Genomic DNA, 14348 nt, shown 5'->3' with positions numbered 1-14348 from the left:
TTTTATAAGTTAAATTTTGTTCAGTTTAGACTTTAGACAAATAATTTTATTGACAAAAGTTAATTTTTATTGTATTTTGCCCTCTTAGTATTTTTTTTGAAAGGTAGTTATGGTAGATATAAACAACAATAAGATTAGCTTAGCACTATTTGAAGGCGGTGGAGTAAAAGGAAATATCCATTTAGAAAAATTAAAAATAATGGAGCAAATAACCGGTAAGCCTACTTGTGAGATATTCGATTTTACTGGAGGGACCAGTGTTGGAGGACTTATTTCTATTTTGCTTAATTTACCGAATCCTAATAATCCCGGAAAACCTTTGTTCAGTGCAGCGCAAGCTCAAGAACTGTTTGAAGAAATGGCACACAATATTTTTCCGGTAGGATTAACTTTTAGAAAATTGTGGAGTTTTAATGGCTTATTCAGCCATAAATTTTCTCCTGAACCATTAGTAAAATTATTGAAAGCATATTGTAAGGATTATACCCTCAAGGATTTAATCGGTGATGTTGTAGTTACAGGTTATGATCTAAATAATAAACAAAATCCTCTTATGACCTTCTCTACTATAGATGCTAGACAAAGTGAAGAGAATGATTATTACCTTTCAGATATAATACAAGGCATCACTGCAGCACCTGGATATTTCCCCAGCCACAATTTCCGTAATATAACCAATACTAAATCACATAAAATTATTGATGGTGGAGTATATGCTAATGACCCAACCTTACAAACATGGCAATTATTAAAAGAAAATAACTATCACATAGAAAACGCTTTGTATTTATCATTAAAAGAAGAAAATAATGATGATTACCAAACTGTTTGTTGCGGCGGAGGCATGCTAGAACTAGTGAAAAATAATATGCCCGCTAAAATATTAGCAGCAACACAACAAGCTGATGAACAAACCGCTCAAAGCATTTTTGGTAATAAATTAATAGAAATAGCTACTTATATTCCAGAAAAACATGCTGAGATGAGTAATTCTAGTACTGAAAATCTGCAAGCACTAAAAGAATTTGCTAAAAAATCTATATATGGAAGCTCCACCTTTAGAAATATACCTTATAATGAAAAGTTTAAAGAAGCTATTGATAAAATAATAACTAATTATAATGCAAATAACCCTAACGACCAAATTGTTATGAATGATTTTTACAAAGAGTTATTCCATATTAATACTTCTAATAACGCACTTGATAAAAGTTTTGAACAGGAAGAGGATATAGCAAACAACGAGGATGCAGTGAATACACCGATAGCTCAAGCTCTAGATTCTAAAGATATAGAACCTGAGAAAAAAGAATTATTAGCAGGTATCAAGGAGTTTTTTAATCCATTCATCGAAAAAAATCCAGAAGCAAAAGTAGATATAGAGAATTTTTTACACGAAATAAAAAATTTGACATTAGCAGAAATTGAAAACGGTATTGTTACTTTTAAAGAAGCTAGATTAAAATGGCAAACAGAGCAGAATAACCTTGATGTATTTAGTAGCTGTAGTATGGAAGTCTTAAAAGAGGATATGACTCTTGAGGGTGAAGAGCATACAGATGATGTACAAGGTTATCTCTAACTTTCTTAATGTCATTCCCGCGTAGGCGGGAATCCAGTCAAAAAAGTATAAATATGCTAGACTTTTAAAACTAAACGCTCGATTTATCGCGCTTTACCTTGGATTCCTGTTTTCGCAGGAATGAAATCGAACGCTTTCTTTGAGCCATACAACAACGCCACAGCTGCTCACAATGACAACACCTGTGTTTAGTTAGGAATATTTGACTTTTTCTTCTTATATAAAATCTAAATACAGTAAAACGAAATAGCAGAGCTAATACTTAAAACGAAGCATAATAAAGCAAAATTGCTTATCGTTGCGCCGTGTATTTTAGAAACCAAATAAGTTACAGCAGCGATAACTACGTAGTATATTGCACCAAATATAGATCCTGCCGTACCTGTTACTTTAGCATAATCCTTCAGTGCATAACTAAGCGTCATAGGGATAAGTAGATTATGCCCAACCATATGAATCATCATCGGTGCAAATATCATAGCGATTGCAAGATTATGACTCGTTGAAATAACTTCTAATATAAAAGCATTTACCGCAAATAATATACAACCGCACAAACTAAACATAAATCCTAAACCCATAACTTTTTTATCGTGTACATGGCGTTTTTTTATTAAATACCCCCTCCTAAAAAGCCTCCAAAGATAGCGGCAAAAGATAACAAAAACGCTAATTTACCGTAAAAAGATGGCGAAACTTTCATTTTATCAATCAAAATAAACGGAGCTTCTATGAAAAAACCGTAATATATGCCGTTAAATGCACCGATGATAAAAGCATATAACCAAAGAATTTTATCTTTAATAATTACCTGCAAAACCTCAAAATATTTACTGCTTTGGGAAAAATCTATATAAGAATTTATTTCAGGTAAAACTTTATAATATAGTACCGGTAAGGCTAAAAAATACAAAAACATAATGCCAGCTTGAATATTCTATAATATAGTCCCCTATAGATGAACCTAGAGAAGGGATAAATAACAGCCACGGAGATAAGCTAGCATAGACATATGATAACTCTAAGCCTTGATAGGAGTCTCCAGCCATACCTGCCCAATAACAGAACCTACACTTACACCGAAAGCTTGCACAACACGAGCTATCATCAGCATTTCTATATTAACTGCAAAAATGCTAATAATTGAAGATACAACATAAATAAAAAGCCCTAATAAAGCTATAGGTCTCCTGCCGTAAATATCCGATCATCTGCCGAGTGATAATATACCAAGCGCAAACCATAGCAAATATAATGTAGATGTAATTTGAGTGAGACCGCCGTCAATGCCGAAATATTTGGTTAAACTCGGTAATCCTGAAGTATAAATTGTTTCCGTAGTCGGTGATAAAATAAATAAGCATAGAAGCATCCATGCCGGAATCTTCGCAATAATTTTCATAAATGATTTTTTGTTATTTCGGTTCATCGAGTTTTATCGATTAATCCGCTCCAAACAAAATTTTTCCATTATCATTTTTAATCTTTCTATTCTCTCAATCAAGTAAAGTCACTGCTCTCTGCTAATTCTATAATTTTTATCATATCTTGCATCAACGTAAGCTTTTTCTAGTAATTCAAAACATTCTTTTTGTTCGGGAGACGATTGCAGAAATACTTTAAGTAGCTCAACATTATAAATTTGCACAATATCCACCTAGCTTTCTTATATCGTGTAACTTTGGTTTGTAACGGACCAAAACTAATAAAATGTTACTGTAAACACTTTCAGTGGCTTGATGCAGCTCAAAAGCACTTTTACTAAAATCACCTCTTTCTAATGGGTATTTACAATCAATAAAAAAACTCTTGCCTCTACCAAACCAGTATTCATAATCTTCTTTAGCTATTTCTTTTACTTCACTCCAAGGCAAATTTTTAGCTCGAGAAAGCTGCTCGCCACTATCATATAAAAGAATACCTTCATTCTTAATGTCGGTATAAAAATAACGCCCTTTTTCAAGCTTGTCATTTACCTCACTTATAGATTCGCATATTATAGATATCCAAGGTTCTAGCGAAAAAACCTCGGTTTTTCTTAAGCCTGTTTGTTCTAACCTTTTTTCTATCTTAGCTTCTACCCTTAAAGTAGCATGCTCCTTAAATTTACCTTTTTTTCTACTAAAAAGTCAAAATCACTTGTATAACTATAAGTAGTATGATCTTCCGTATACATATCTTTAACCCAATCACCTCTAGCATACGAGCCATACAAGATAATCAGGGCAATTTTATCCTTGGCAACAGCCAAAATTTGCTGCACTATATAATCAAGCCTATCTTGCACTTCAAGAGACCGTTTTGGTCAAATTGTTTTCATAGCTGATCGTTATTTAAACGTTAAATCTAAAATGTACTATATCCCCATCCTGCATTTTATATTCTTTACCCTCTAAACGCATTTTACCTACTTCCTTGGCTTTTGCTTCACTACCGAGATTTATGTAATCTTTATAGCCGATAACTTCTGCTCTGATAAAACCTTTTTCAAAATCGGTATGAATAATACCGGCAGCAGCCGGTGCAAGTGTGCCGTCTTTAAAAGTCCAGCTATGGGCTTCCTTTGGTCCTATAGTAAAAAAGCTTTTAAGGTTTAAAAGATTATACCCCTCTTTAATGACTTTATTAAGCCCTGTTTCGTCTAAACCTATAAATTTTAAAAACTCTTCCTTTTCTTCCATGCTTTCAAGTAAAGCAATTTCAGCTTCTATTTTTGAAGCAATTACGACACTTTTAGCATTTTCTTTCTTTGCTCTTTCCGCTACTAATTTTGTAAATTCATTACCTATAGCTACATCTTTTTCAAGTACGTTACATATATATAAAACGGGCTTAGAAGTAATTAACTGCAATTGTTTTAAATTATCAACTCTTAAAGCTTCATTTAGCACTCTTGCAGGTTTATCCTCACCTAATACCTTATAAACCTCTTTTAACAGCTCTATCTGCTCTGCCATAGCTTTATCGCCTGACTTCAAGCGTTTTTCACTTGTAGCTAAACGCTTTTCAACCGATTCTATATCGGCAAGTATTAATTCCGTTTCAATAATCTCGAGGTCATGCAGCGGATCGACTTTGTTATGTACGTGCATTATATCCTCATCTTCAAAACAACGCAGTACATGCAGTATTGCATCGACTTCCCTGATATGAGATAAGAACTTATTACCTAACCCTTCCCCTTTGCTTGCTCCTTTAACAAGCCCTGCAATATCGACAAACTCAATATAAGACGGAATAATTTTACCGCTTCCGGCTAAGCTTGCTAGTTTATGCAAACGCGCATCAGGCACTAAAACTTTGCTGCTATTAGGCTCAATAGTACAAAACGGATAATTAGCAGCATCTGCAGCCTTACTTGCCGTTAAGGCATTAAATAACGTCGACTTACCGACATTCGGCAACCCAACAATTCCGAGTTTTAGTGTCATAAATTTTTCCGTAAATAATACATTATAGAATCTTTTTCGCAACCGTGCATAGCAAATTCAATTTTATACCCCAGTTTCTCATAAAACGATTTTGCTTGGCAGTCCATAGTAACAAGATGAATAAAATTACAGCCTCGTTCACGTGCTAAATCCTCAACCTTTTGCATTAGTACAGTACCATAATTTTAGTTTCTTATATTTTTCATTAACAAAGAGTGAATCAATGTAAAATCCCCCCAAGAACTCATACCGCTAATTCCTACAACAAAATTTTTATCCTGATCTAAACAGAAAAATGAAAAAGATTCAATATCTCCTACTAACCCCTTTTGTTCTCTAGCATCTTTGTTCAAAGCCTCAATAATTATAGTGCTATGAGTTCTATCCATTACATCAGCATAAACAATTTCAAAATTTTGTGTCATAAATCTTTGCTTCTTTGCTGTTTAGTTTTAATATCGTTTTCCCGTCATTGCGAGGAGATGCATAGCATCAACGTGGCAATCTCGTGAAGTAGTATAGAATTCCTGAGATTGCTTCGTCAAAACTTACAGTTTTTCCTCGCAATGACGAGTTGGTATCATCCACACAGCAACGTCGATCACGTCATAGGAATCACATTGAATATATCAAGCTATCTTATTCTTAAATTCTTCTAACTTATTCTCTAATATTAAACCAAAGTTACTAGTGATTCTATCTATAGCTTGCATTACTGTTTCATACTCCGGTTTAGAGAAATGATTAAGTACGTAATCTGCTACATCCTGATTATTTTGCGGTCTACCGACTCCAATCCTAATCCGGTTATAATTATTACCTATAACCCCATCAATCGACTTTAAACCATTATGCCCGCCATTACCGTCACCGGTTTTAAATTTTATTCTACCTGTTTCTAAATCAATATCATCATGAATAACAAAGATTTTTGCGGGGTAGATATTATAATATGTTTTCACCGATATCACTGACTTACCGGACAAGTTCATATAGGTGGTAGGCTTTATAAAAATTATCTTTTGTCCATCACTAATAGTTTCAGCAATTTCACAATTGAACTTTTTCTTTGTACTAAATGATGAATTATATTGGTTTGCTATTTTCTCTATAGCAATAAAGCCGACATTATGCCTCGTATATTGATACTCTTTTCCTGGATTACCAAGACCAATAACAAGAAGCATAATAATTTACCTAATAACTAGTAATGGAAAATTTTTGAAGAAGTATTGATTTGCAAGAAGTACAGAATAATGCCATTCTTAGCTCAGCATTATTGCGTAGATCGAAAAACCTACTCGATGTCATACCGTGGCTTGACCACGGTATCCAGAAAAAAAATTAACAAAGACTGGATACCGCTACAAGCTCGCAGTATGACAATTAAAGATTACCGGATTCCCGCTTCTAGCTAGGAATGGCATAAAACGAGCCAAACAACAACGTCTACGAATCCTCGCAATAAAGATTTAAGTATCTAAGCAAGTCCTTATCGTGAGAATTATCTTACTTCCCTGCTTCAGCGGCTTGTTGTTCCCCTTCAGCTTCAGTTTTTGCTCCTCTACGTCCTATAATAGTTGCAAGGACAAATTCTTTTTTTGTAACAAAACTACATCCTTTCGGTAATTCTATTTTTGACGATTTTAGCGAAGTAGCCATAGGCATATTAGTAACATCTATAGTTACGTTTCTTGGGATATTATTAACATCACATAATAAAGTAACTCTTCTTTTTACTATATTAAAGTATCCACCTCTTTTAACGCCTAAAGCTCTTTCTTTCCCTTCATATACTACAGGTACTTCCATTTTTTGGGTTTTCGCTTCTAAAAAGACAAAATCAACATGGCGTACTATATCCGTAACAGGATGTAATTCTACAGCCTTCGGCAATACTTTATATTTTTTCTTATCAATTGTTAAATTAATTAACTGAGAGATAAAAGCCGGCTTTCTATAATATTTTGTTATTTCCTTTTCTTCCAAAGAAATACTAACAGGTGTTTTACCCGCTCCATAAATAATAGCCGGAACACGCCCTGCTCTTCTTAATGCTCTTGCTGCTCCCGTACCGAATTCCGTGCGGGACTCCGCTTCAAGTTCTAATATTTCACTCATTATTACTCCATATTAACTTATAATAAATCTTCATTATCATACTTAATTACAATTAAAAATTCAAGTAAATTAATTTTTGACTAGAATATAGGAGTAATATATTCCTTAGTTAAAATTCTTTAATTTATTGGATATTGAAAAGAAATGTAGTTCTAACCGAAATTATTTTGTAAGAAAATTATGAAACAGATACAACCTAAGCGTAGTGCAAATCCCTCAAACTGTGGAGAAGAAATTGCTGCCAAGGATATAATAAGGATTTTCTCCTTGAATCTATTATGTACTCTTCTGACTCTGACTATATTGGGCGTGACAGCGAGAGTGAAGATGACGATTCTTATGCATCAATACTCTTGTTAAAAATAAAGAACCGGAATGCAAAATTCACTTAGATTTAGTTTAGTATATTACATATGTGCTACCAAACAAATGTTAGAGAACAAGCAGAAAATGCGAAGGTTTCTAATTTAGACAATGAAAGGCAGGTAATTAAATGTAGTACAACTCCAACAATTCTGTACCGAAAGTTCAATTGAATCTATGATAACATCAACATCAAAAAGCAACATAGATGCTGACAAAATTATCTTACCTTTCCCTTCTGTAGAACAACAAAGACAATTAGGGAAATTATATCGTTATAATTAAAAATTTTAAAGAGCTTTACCCTTCTAATTCTGACAATGGTAACGTTGGAATAGTAATATTATTAGGTGATGAAAAGGGGTCATACGGCGACCTAAATCTATGGGATATTTAAAAATTTATGAGTTTGCAGAGATAATCTAGCACCGCTTTCTAATGCTAATTTTACTGCTAACTCATTATTTTCGCCATTAAGTCTTTGGTTGTTTTGATCCATAGGTTGAATAAAAACCGGTATATTATAAGAGGTTTGCCCTACTTCCGGTATGAGACTATATTCTAAAATATTTTTAGCAACGATAAATTTCACCGCACTAATTTTAGGCAATAAATCTTCTCTTATTTTACTATAACCGGTTTTACCTACCTTCGGCGAACAAATTATAGACACTTCTTTCGGCAAAGAACGATATAACGTACCGTTAGTCTCTATTTGAACTTTAACATCTCGGTCTAATAACTTCTGACATAATAACTCTATAGGTTGACGCATCGGCTCACCGCCGGTTATTACTACTAAATTAATCGATTTTTCATTTTTAGAATTTAATGCCAGGCTTTCTACTTTATTCAAAATCTTATCTATATCTACTAAATCAAAATCTTCAAACTCCGTATCACAAAAATTACAAGCAAGATTACATCCTCCAAGCCTAATAAAGATCGCAGGACAACCTACAAAAATGCCCTCCCCTTGTATAGTCTTAAAAATAGACTGTACCTCTAACTGAGTACCGTCACCGTTTAATATGCTTCTTTTAGGATTTTGTCCAAACATTTTTAAATTATTATCGATTGATTAAAAACATTATAGTACATTTTTATAAAAAAATCTTGCAATAACTAATAAAAAAAACTATTATCTAGGTTTCATTGGTCATATGGCTTTGGTATGCCTAATGTTTTACCGTTTAAACCTAGAAATACCAATTATAAGGAACAACATGCCTAAATTAAAAACAAAATCTGCCGTAAAAAAACGTTTTAAACTTACTGCTAGCGGCAAGGTTATTGCATCTCAAGCAGGTAAAAAACATTTTATGCGTCGTCGTACTAAAGCTCAAATTCGTAACCTTAGAGGAACTACAATACTTTGTCCTCAAGACGGATATAATATTAAAAAATATTTTTTACCGTACGGTATAAATTAATTAACTAGGAGCTAAAGCAATGACACGTGCAAAATCAGGAAAAATTTCCAAAAATCGACATAAAAAAATCCTTAAATTAGCCAAAGGCTATAGAGGTAGAGCAAATAGCTGTTTTAGAGTAGCTATTGAGAAAGTAGAAAAAGCCCTCCAATATGCTTATAGAGATCGTAGAAACCGTAAACGTGATTTTAGAGGCTTATGGATTCAAAGAATAAATGCAGCAGTAAGAGAACATGGGCTTGTTTACTCTCAATTTATGGGAGCTCTTAAAAAAACAGAAATCGATATAGATCGTAAAGTACTTGCAGAACTTGCCGTCAATAACAGTGACGGATTCGTAAGTATCGTAGAAAAAGCAAAAGCACATATTTAAGTATTTAATGTCATCTCGTGGTCAAGCCACGGGATGACATATTTATAATAATTAATTTTTATTTTCGTTCGGTATAAATATTATGAAACGTACATTTCAACCTAGTAATTTAGTTAGAAAAAGAAGACATGGTTTTAGATCTAGAATGGCTACTCCAACCGGAAGAGCAATCTTAAGAAAACGTCGTGCTAAAGGTAGAAATAAATTATCTGCTTAAAATAATCTGACTTATCAAATTGTCTATTACCTCTTTAAAAAATCAAAAAGAATTTGAGCTTATAAATAAGCTTGGAAAGAAGCTCCATGAGAGATATTTTATCTTGGTAATCGCCACAAAACTTCCAAAAATCTTCCTTGAATCAAAATATAACACCTTTTTAGGAATCAAAGTTAGCAGAAAGCTAAATAAAAAAGCTGTAGTTCGCAACAAAATTAAAAGGCGTATACGACATCTAATTAGAATTATTGTTAGTGATTCTAGCTTTAAGGCTATAAAATTTGCAATGATTATTATTCCGAGAAAAGGATTTGAAGAGATAAACTTCTCACACTTGAATTATGAATTAAGTAAAGTAATTCTAAGAAATATTTAGATTTCAATAGACCTCTTCGGAAACTCGCTTATAGAGAGGAATTTGAAGGAGACACGGAACACAGAACCGCAGCATACAAAAGAGTACGTGAGGATTCAAGTACCGGATCGACGTACAAATTACCTCTAGAAGTAGAGTTTCCGAAGAGGTCTATTGAAATGACTTGGCATTACTCGCGTGGCTTGGTTTTGCCGTCATTGCGAGGAAAAATTGAAAATTTTGACGAAGCAATCCAGTAAAAAATTCTGATTTACAGATTTTTTACTATTTTTTATAGATTGCCACACTTCTTGCAGTCGCTGCGTTGTGGCATGGCTTGTTTTATGTCATTCCCGCTTTCGCGGGAATGACATCGAGTAGGTTTTTCAAGCCATGCAAGCAAGCCTTCCACAGGAATAATATTGAATTTACTTATATTCCCTCTGTCCCCTCTCCTAATGCCGGTACTTCTTCTACTACAGTAAGTGTTGTATCTATAGTATTTTCTTCAGACGTAATAGTATTTATAGTAGAATTATAATATTTTTTTACTAATTCGATAACGTCTAAATTATGCCTCTCTTCTGCCGTATAAATATTAGAGCGACCTACCTCTATAGTACTATGCTCAAGTACAGCTTTTAGAATAGCTAAATCACCTTTCTCTATAGCCTTATTAAGATTATATGATGCTATTTTTGTAGTACTATGCTCAAGTACAGCTTTTAGAATAGCTAAATCACCTTTCTCTATAGCCTTATCAAGATTATATGATGCGATTTTTGTAGTACTATGCTCAAGTACAGCTTTTAAAATAGCTAAATCACCTTTCTCTATAGCCTTATTAAGATTATATAATTCTATTTTTGTAGTACTATGCTCAAGTACAAATTTTAGAATAGCTAAATCACCTTTCTCTATAGCCTTATCAAGATTATAGGTACTTACTTTAGTATTACCATAATTAAGTAAACAAAGTAATAGTTCAGAATTCCCTTGCTCTATAGCGTTCCCTATACTAGTATCAGTGTATAATCCTTTCTGATTTAACATAGTCTCTATCTTGCTTAGAGAAAATTTATTAAAATTATATGTTTCTAAGGTTAAAGCTCTACTAAATACCCTGATTAAGTCATCGTCTGTTAATTCTTTCGGCTTTGTTTCTATATTTAAGTTAAATATTTCAGGATATGATTCATGATATTGCGCATGAATATTTTTATAAAATTTTACAAAAGCTTTATATTCTTTATGTAGAAAAGCCGGCAACTCCGCTATGCTTTTCATATTTTTAATTTTATTAGCACTTAAAGAAAAACTATAAATTTGATCGTCTAATTTATAGCTTATACTAAAATCTGATGCTACTAATAGATGAAAATGATCTCTTATATATTCAATCAGTAAAAAGTCATTTTGTGTTCTAGCATCGTAATTATTTTGAGCTAATTGTATAATATTTGCATCGCTGGCCTTATTATAAGTGCATAACACCATGTTGCCCTGTATCCAATCTAAATGATGTTGAGCGGCTCCTGAATGACAAGAGAATATATGAACAATATTACATTGATTTGCAATGGTATTATTTTGTATTTTATTAAGCAGTGTAATATCTAACACAGAAGTTGTACCTTCATCAGAAAATATACTCATTGATAAGTAAGAAGGCTCAGGCATAAAATATGATTTAATTTTTCCCCATAAACCTAAATTAGTAGGTTTATAGAAAAACTCTGATCCATGTACATTTATAAAATATTCACTACCTGTACCTGAAGGTAAGTCAGCTAAGGTTTTTATTTCCTTGATATCAGGATTTTCATTTTTCATACTTATATTCGGGCCTTTAAACAATATTTTTTGCATATTTATATCCTTATATAATTAACTTAATTACCATATTCTATGGGAATTACCACATAATATGGCAATTTTTATAAAAGTCAAGATAGTGTGGGTATTTTATTCATAGCTGTTAAGTTTTTAATAAGAAAAAATCATATAAAGCTATATAGTATTTATAAAAATTTAGAGTTGATAATTATATAGATAATAGCATTGAAAATAAGGCTATAAAGTAACCGGCAAAAAAGGGATAAGATTTAAAACAATCTTATCCCTAGTTGCGAATAAAAATAGAGTTTAGAAAGAACTTGCAATATTATTTATTAAATCTCCGGATCAGTAGTTCCCAATATTGTTGTATCTGAATTATTTTTCGTATTTTCTTCCATAAAATTTAAATTGAGTACAATATTATTTAAAAGAATTTCAGAAGTGATTCCTTAATTACTGATTGACCATTATTTATATTTTCTATTATACCTTTTGAAACAATATTTGACCCTAATGTATCCTCACTAGATATATTTAAAGTACTGCCTGATACTAGATTTAGTGTACCAACTATATTCAAAAACCTTCCTGCTTCTATAATTACGGTAGTATCAGAATTGAATGAGATATTACTAAGAATCACATTTGATGCTATAATAAGTTTAAGAGTATTCATATGCATAGAATCTAAATGAATATCTAAACAATCTTCAACCTTTATTTCTTTTAAATAATGTATTTAATAATTCATGATTTGAAATAATAGCTTTCATTTCTTCTGCACTTAATATTTTCTCTTTCACTAAAAAATGATCTTCCATCTTTTCTATTGATGATTAGCTCTTACCGCTTGTACCCTTGCCCCTAATTGTTTATAACTATCTATACTTTCCTTATCTTGTTTTTTCTTATACACCTCTTCTATTGCTTTTCGCTCTAATTCATTACTCTTATTCTACTCCCAAGCCTTTTTTTCTTCATTTTCAGGTTGATCGTTTTTAATACGCTCTATTTTGTATCTATTTCTACAAATTTCTCTTCTATAGATATACTTGATTTTTTATATACTTCTGCAAAAAATTCATAATTTTTATCTTTAATATATTTCCTAAATTCTGATTTTAATCTAAAGAATTCTTGCATGACTGCAGAATTTTTAATAATCTCAGGCAATTCCAAATTATTTAAATCACCTTGGATATATTGAAAATTTTCTTTTTGCTTTTCATAGTCAAATACAAATTCTGCTTTTATATATTCTTCAATAGCATCAATAACACTTACTACAAAACTTGTCTTTTCTACTTCAAAATCTAATTCGCTCATATTTAAATCCTAATTATTATTAAATTGAAATTTAAGAAATTTTAACTGTTGGTAATATAGCCAATTCAATGAGATTTGCATAAAAGGCGCAAGGCACGAAACCTATAACTAATAGGAAAGCAACGAGTAATGATATAGGTGAGCCCAAATCAATTGACTATAAAATACGGTCATTGATTTTTATGCAAAATTCTATCGAACTATTCTCAATAAAAACTTACAACCACTTCCGTTTCTTAAAATATTTATAGGTAATAATTGTAGATAATAGCATTAAGAATAAGGCTATAGGATAACCATACGGTGATTTAAGCTCAGGCATTACGGTAAAATTCATGCCGTAAATACTAGCTATTAAAGTGGGTGGGAGAAAAAATATAGTAACCAACGAAAAAATTTTAATAATATTATTTTGTTCAATTGCAATCATACCGAGTGCTGCATCTAGGGTTCTTGCAATCTCGCTAGATATAAATTGTGAAAAATTAATTATTGAGTCTACGTCTCGAAGCAATGTATCTAATAGATCCTTAGATGCTTTATTGTGAGTGATTTGTGGAGATTTTAAAATATATTGAATAGCCATAGTTAAAGAAAATAAACACTCACGGCTTTTAGAAAGTAAATCACCTTTTCGACTTATTTTCTTTAATACATTGGTATGATCTATACGCAAATCATTAATATTATTATCAAGTATTAAACGTCCATAATCATCAATATCCATACTAATCGACTGTACAATATTCGATAATCTTGTTACCATATTACGAAGTAACATAAATAAAATATTTTCTGCATTATGTTTGTTATTAAGCTGCTTAGCAAATTTATTTATACAGTCATTAAAGGGTATTAATTCTACGTAACGAACTGTTATAAGACAACATTTATGCAAAATAAATACTATAGAATGTGTTTCAGGAAATTCTTGCTCTTTATTAACGAGTTCCGTAATAGTTAGATATAACGCCTCATTTTCAACATATAACCTCTCAGAAATCTCAATTTGCGATATGTCCTTTAAAGTCGGTATTTCTATATTTAATGTATTTTTTACTATTACTTTTTCTTCATCTGTTATATTGAATAAATCAATCCATAATGTGGATTCATTAATAATATATTCTGCATTTTTTACTATAGAACTATTTTCCTTTAAATATGTAGTTATCATATAATCTCAAATATGTTTTTATAGAGATTAACCAACTTCACTCTTTAAAGCAACTGAAAGCTTTTATTCTCGTAGCTGATTCCTATTATTAGACTTCTTGCATAACCTATCTTAGAAAGAGGGACTTGAAA

At 31.8% G+C, this 14348-nt stretch carries 18 protein-coding genes and 2 pseudogenes; 6 read left to right on the top strand and 14 right to left on the bottom strand.

Annotated elements, in window-relative coordinates; all coding sequences use genetic code 11:
- Positions 1-109 precede the first annotated feature (109 nt).
- Positions 110-1582 (top strand): patatin-like phospholipase family protein, encoded by a 1473-nt coding sequence (locus tag RSIB_RS00845; protein ID WP_004997948.1) that lies wholly within the window; start codon positions 110-112, stop codon positions 1580-1582.
- 227 nt (positions 1583-1809) lie between these two features.
- On the opposite strand, the pseudogene RSIB_RS08820 reads toward RSIB_RS00845, so the two are convergent.
- From RSIB_RS08820 to RSIB_RS00895, 10 genes and pseudogenes are all read right to left on the bottom strand, one after another.
- Positions 1810-2984 (bottom strand): annotated as a pseudogene (locus RSIB_RS08820) (Bcr/CflA family efflux MFS transporter).
- A gap of 108 nt (positions 2985-3092) precedes the next feature.
- Entirely contained in the window at positions 3093-3230 is a 138-nt protein-coding gene (locus RSIB_RS09950) for a HEPN domain-containing protein (protein ID WP_004997939.1), read from the bottom strand.
- The gene (locus RSIB_RS09945; protein ID WP_004997936.1) at positions 3217-3456 is read right to left on the bottom strand and encodes a HEPN domain-containing protein; all 240 of its coding nucleotides are present in this window, start codon (positions 3454-3456) and stop codon (positions 3217-3219) included. Before RSIB_RS09945 ends, RSIB_RS09950 begins: the two co-directional genes overlap by 14 nt.
- Positions 3457-3665: 209 nt before the next feature.
- A complete protein-coding gene (locus RSIB_RS00865; protein WP_004997933.1) occupies positions 3666-3833 on the bottom strand; it encodes a nucleotidyltransferase domain-containing protein in 168 nt (55 codons plus the stop codon).
- Positions 3834-3915: 82 nt separating this feature from the next.
- Positions 3916-5013: a redox-regulated ATPase YchF gene (gene ychF / locus RSIB_RS00870; protein WP_004997931.1), complete on the bottom strand. Its 1098-nt coding sequence runs from the start codon at positions 5011-5013 to the stop codon at positions 3916-3918.
- Positions 5010-5180 (bottom strand): GNAT family N-acetyltransferase, encoded by a 171-nt coding sequence (locus RSIB_RS00875; RefSeq protein ID WP_004997930.1) that lies wholly within the window; start codon positions 5178-5180, stop codon positions 5010-5012. Before RSIB_RS00875 ends, ychF begins: the two co-directional genes overlap by 4 nt.
- Positions 5181-5198: 18 nt before the next feature.
- Entirely contained in the window at positions 5199-5438 is a 240-nt protein-coding gene (locus RSIB_RS00880) for a hypothetical protein (RefSeq protein ID WP_004997929.1), read from the bottom strand.
- A 204-nt stretch (positions 5439-5642) separates the two neighbouring features.
- Complete coding sequence (gene pth, locus RSIB_RS00885; RefSeq protein ID WP_004997928.1) at positions 5643-6200, bottom strand: aminoacyl-tRNA hydrolase; 558 nt, start codon at positions 6198-6200, stop codon at positions 5643-5645.
- 322 nt (positions 6201-6522) lie between these two features.
- Complete coding sequence (locus tag RSIB_RS00890; RefSeq protein WP_004997927.1) at positions 6523-7134, bottom strand: 50S ribosomal protein L25/general stress protein Ctc; 612 nt, start codon at positions 7132-7134, stop codon at positions 6523-6525.
- Positions 7135-7879: 745 nt separating this feature from the next.
- Complete coding sequence (locus tag RSIB_RS00895) at positions 7880-8557, bottom strand: 7-carboxy-7-deazaguanine synthase QueE (RefSeq protein WP_004997925.1); 678 nt, start codon at positions 8555-8557, stop codon at positions 7880-7882.
- A gap of 166 nt (positions 8558-8723) precedes the next feature.
- On the opposite strand from RSIB_RS00895, the gene rpmI reads away from it, so the two are divergent.
- The 5 genes and pseudogenes from rpmI to RSIB_RS10635 form a co-directional block, all read left to right on the top strand.
- Positions 8724-8930, top strand: a complete 207-nt coding sequence (gene rpmI, locus RSIB_RS00900; RefSeq protein WP_004997924.1) for a 50S ribosomal protein L35 — start codon at positions 8724-8726, stop codon at positions 8928-8930.
- A 19-nt stretch (positions 8931-8949) separates the two neighbouring features.
- Positions 8950-9303 carry a 50S ribosomal protein L20 gene (gene rplT, locus RSIB_RS00905; RefSeq protein ID WP_004997919.1) on the top strand — a complete coding sequence of 118 codons (354 nt, stop codon included), beginning with the start codon at positions 8950-8952 and terminating at the stop codon, positions 9301-9303.
- 82 nt (positions 9304-9385) lie between these two features.
- Entirely contained in the window at positions 9386-9520 is a 135-nt protein-coding gene (gene rpmH, locus RSIB_RS00910) for a 50S ribosomal protein L34 (protein WP_004997918.1), read from the top strand.
- 19 nt (positions 9521-9539) lie between these two features.
- Entirely contained in the window at positions 9540-9896 is a 357-nt protein-coding gene (rnpA, locus tag RSIB_RS06510) for a ribonuclease P protein component (protein WP_010977534.1), read from the top strand.
- 5 nt (positions 9897-9901) lie between these two features.
- Positions 9902-10135: pseudogene (locus RSIB_RS10635) on the top strand (palindromic element RPE1 domain-containing protein); the annotation flags it as partial.
- A 172-nt stretch (positions 10136-10307) separates the two neighbouring features.
- Here RSIB_RS10635 and RSIB_RS00915 read toward each other — a convergent pair.
- From RSIB_RS00915 to RSIB_RS00930, 4 genes are all read right to left on the bottom strand, one after another.
- A complete protein-coding gene (locus RSIB_RS00915; RefSeq protein WP_004997917.1) occupies positions 10308-11744 on the bottom strand; it encodes a hypothetical protein in 1437 nt (478 codons plus the stop codon).
- 394 nt (positions 11745-12138) lie between these two features.
- Complete coding sequence (locus RSIB_RS00920; RefSeq protein WP_004997914.1) at positions 12139-12396, bottom strand: hypothetical protein; 258 nt, start codon at positions 12394-12396, stop codon at positions 12139-12141.
- Between the two features lie 326 nt (positions 12397-12722).
- Positions 12723-13040: a hypothetical protein gene (locus RSIB_RS00925; RefSeq protein ID WP_004997910.1), complete on the bottom strand. Its 318-nt coding sequence runs from the start codon at positions 13038-13040 to the stop codon at positions 12723-12725.
- 217 nt (positions 13041-13257) lie between these two features.
- Positions 13258-14217: a magnesium transporter CorA family protein gene (locus RSIB_RS00930; protein WP_004997908.1), complete on the bottom strand. Its 960-nt coding sequence runs from the start codon at positions 14215-14217 to the stop codon at positions 13258-13260.
- Between the last annotated feature and the right edge of the window lie 131 nt (positions 14218-14348).

Origin of the sequence: Rickettsia sibirica 246 (assembly GCF_000166935.1) — a bacterium.
Classification (GTDB): Bacteria; Pseudomonadota; Alphaproteobacteria; order Rickettsiales; family Rickettsiaceae; genus Rickettsia; species Rickettsia rickettsii.
This window is presented reverse-complemented; position numbering and strand designations above follow the sequence as displayed.

Bases quoted from the DNA above. Each gene is read 5' to 3' on its own strand.
- RSIB_RS00845 (WP_004997948.1), top strand. From the start codon at position 110: ATGGTAGATATAAACAACAATAAGATTAGCTTAGCACTATTTGAAGGC.
- rpmI (WP_004997924.1), top strand. From the start codon at position 8,724: ATGCCTAAATTAAAAACAAAATCTGCCGTAAAAAAACGTTTTAAACTT.
- rplT (WP_004997919.1), top strand. From the start codon at position 8,950: ATGACACGTGCAAAATCAGGAAAAATTTCCAAAAATCGACATAAAAAA.
- RSIB_RS00915 (WP_004997917.1), bottom strand. From the start codon at position 11,744: ATGCAAAAAATATTGTTTAAAGGCCCGAATATAAGTATGAAAAATGAA.
- rpmH (WP_004997918.1), top strand. From the start codon at position 9,386: ATGAAACGTACATTTCAACCTAGTAATTTAGTTAGAAAAAGAAGACAT.
- RSIB_RS00920 (WP_004997914.1), bottom strand. From the start codon at position 12,396: ATGCATATGAATACTCTTAAACTTATTATAGCATCAAATGTGATTCTT.
- RSIB_RS00925 (WP_004997910.1), bottom strand. From the start codon at position 13,040: ATGAGCGAATTAGATTTTGAAGTAGAAAAGACAAGTTTTGTAGTAAGT.
- ychF (WP_004997931.1), bottom strand. From the start codon at position 5,013: ATGACACTAAAACTCGGAATTGTTGGGTTGCCGAATGTCGGTAAGTCG.
- RSIB_RS00890 (WP_004997927.1), bottom strand. From the start codon at position 7,134: ATGAGTGAAATATTAGAACTTGAAGCGGAGTCCCGCACGGAATTCGGT.
- RSIB_RS00930 (WP_004997908.1), bottom strand. From the start codon at position 14,217: ATGATAACTACATATTTAAAGGAAAATAGTTCTATAGTAAAAAATGCA.
- RSIB_RS00895 (WP_004997925.1), bottom strand. From the start codon at position 8,557: ATGTTTGGACAAAATCCTAAAAGAAGCATATTAAACGGTGACGGTACT.
- RSIB_RS00875 (WP_004997930.1), bottom strand. From the start codon at position 5,180: ATGCAAAAGGTTGAGGATTTAGCACGTGAACGAGGCTGTAATTTTATT.
- pth (WP_004997928.1), bottom strand. From the start codon at position 6,200: ATGCTTCTTGTTATTGGTCTTGGTAATCCAGGAAAAGAGTATCAATAT.
- RSIB_RS00880 (WP_004997929.1), bottom strand. From the start codon at position 5,438: ATGACACAAAATTTTGAAATTGTTTATGCTGATGTAATGGATAGAACT.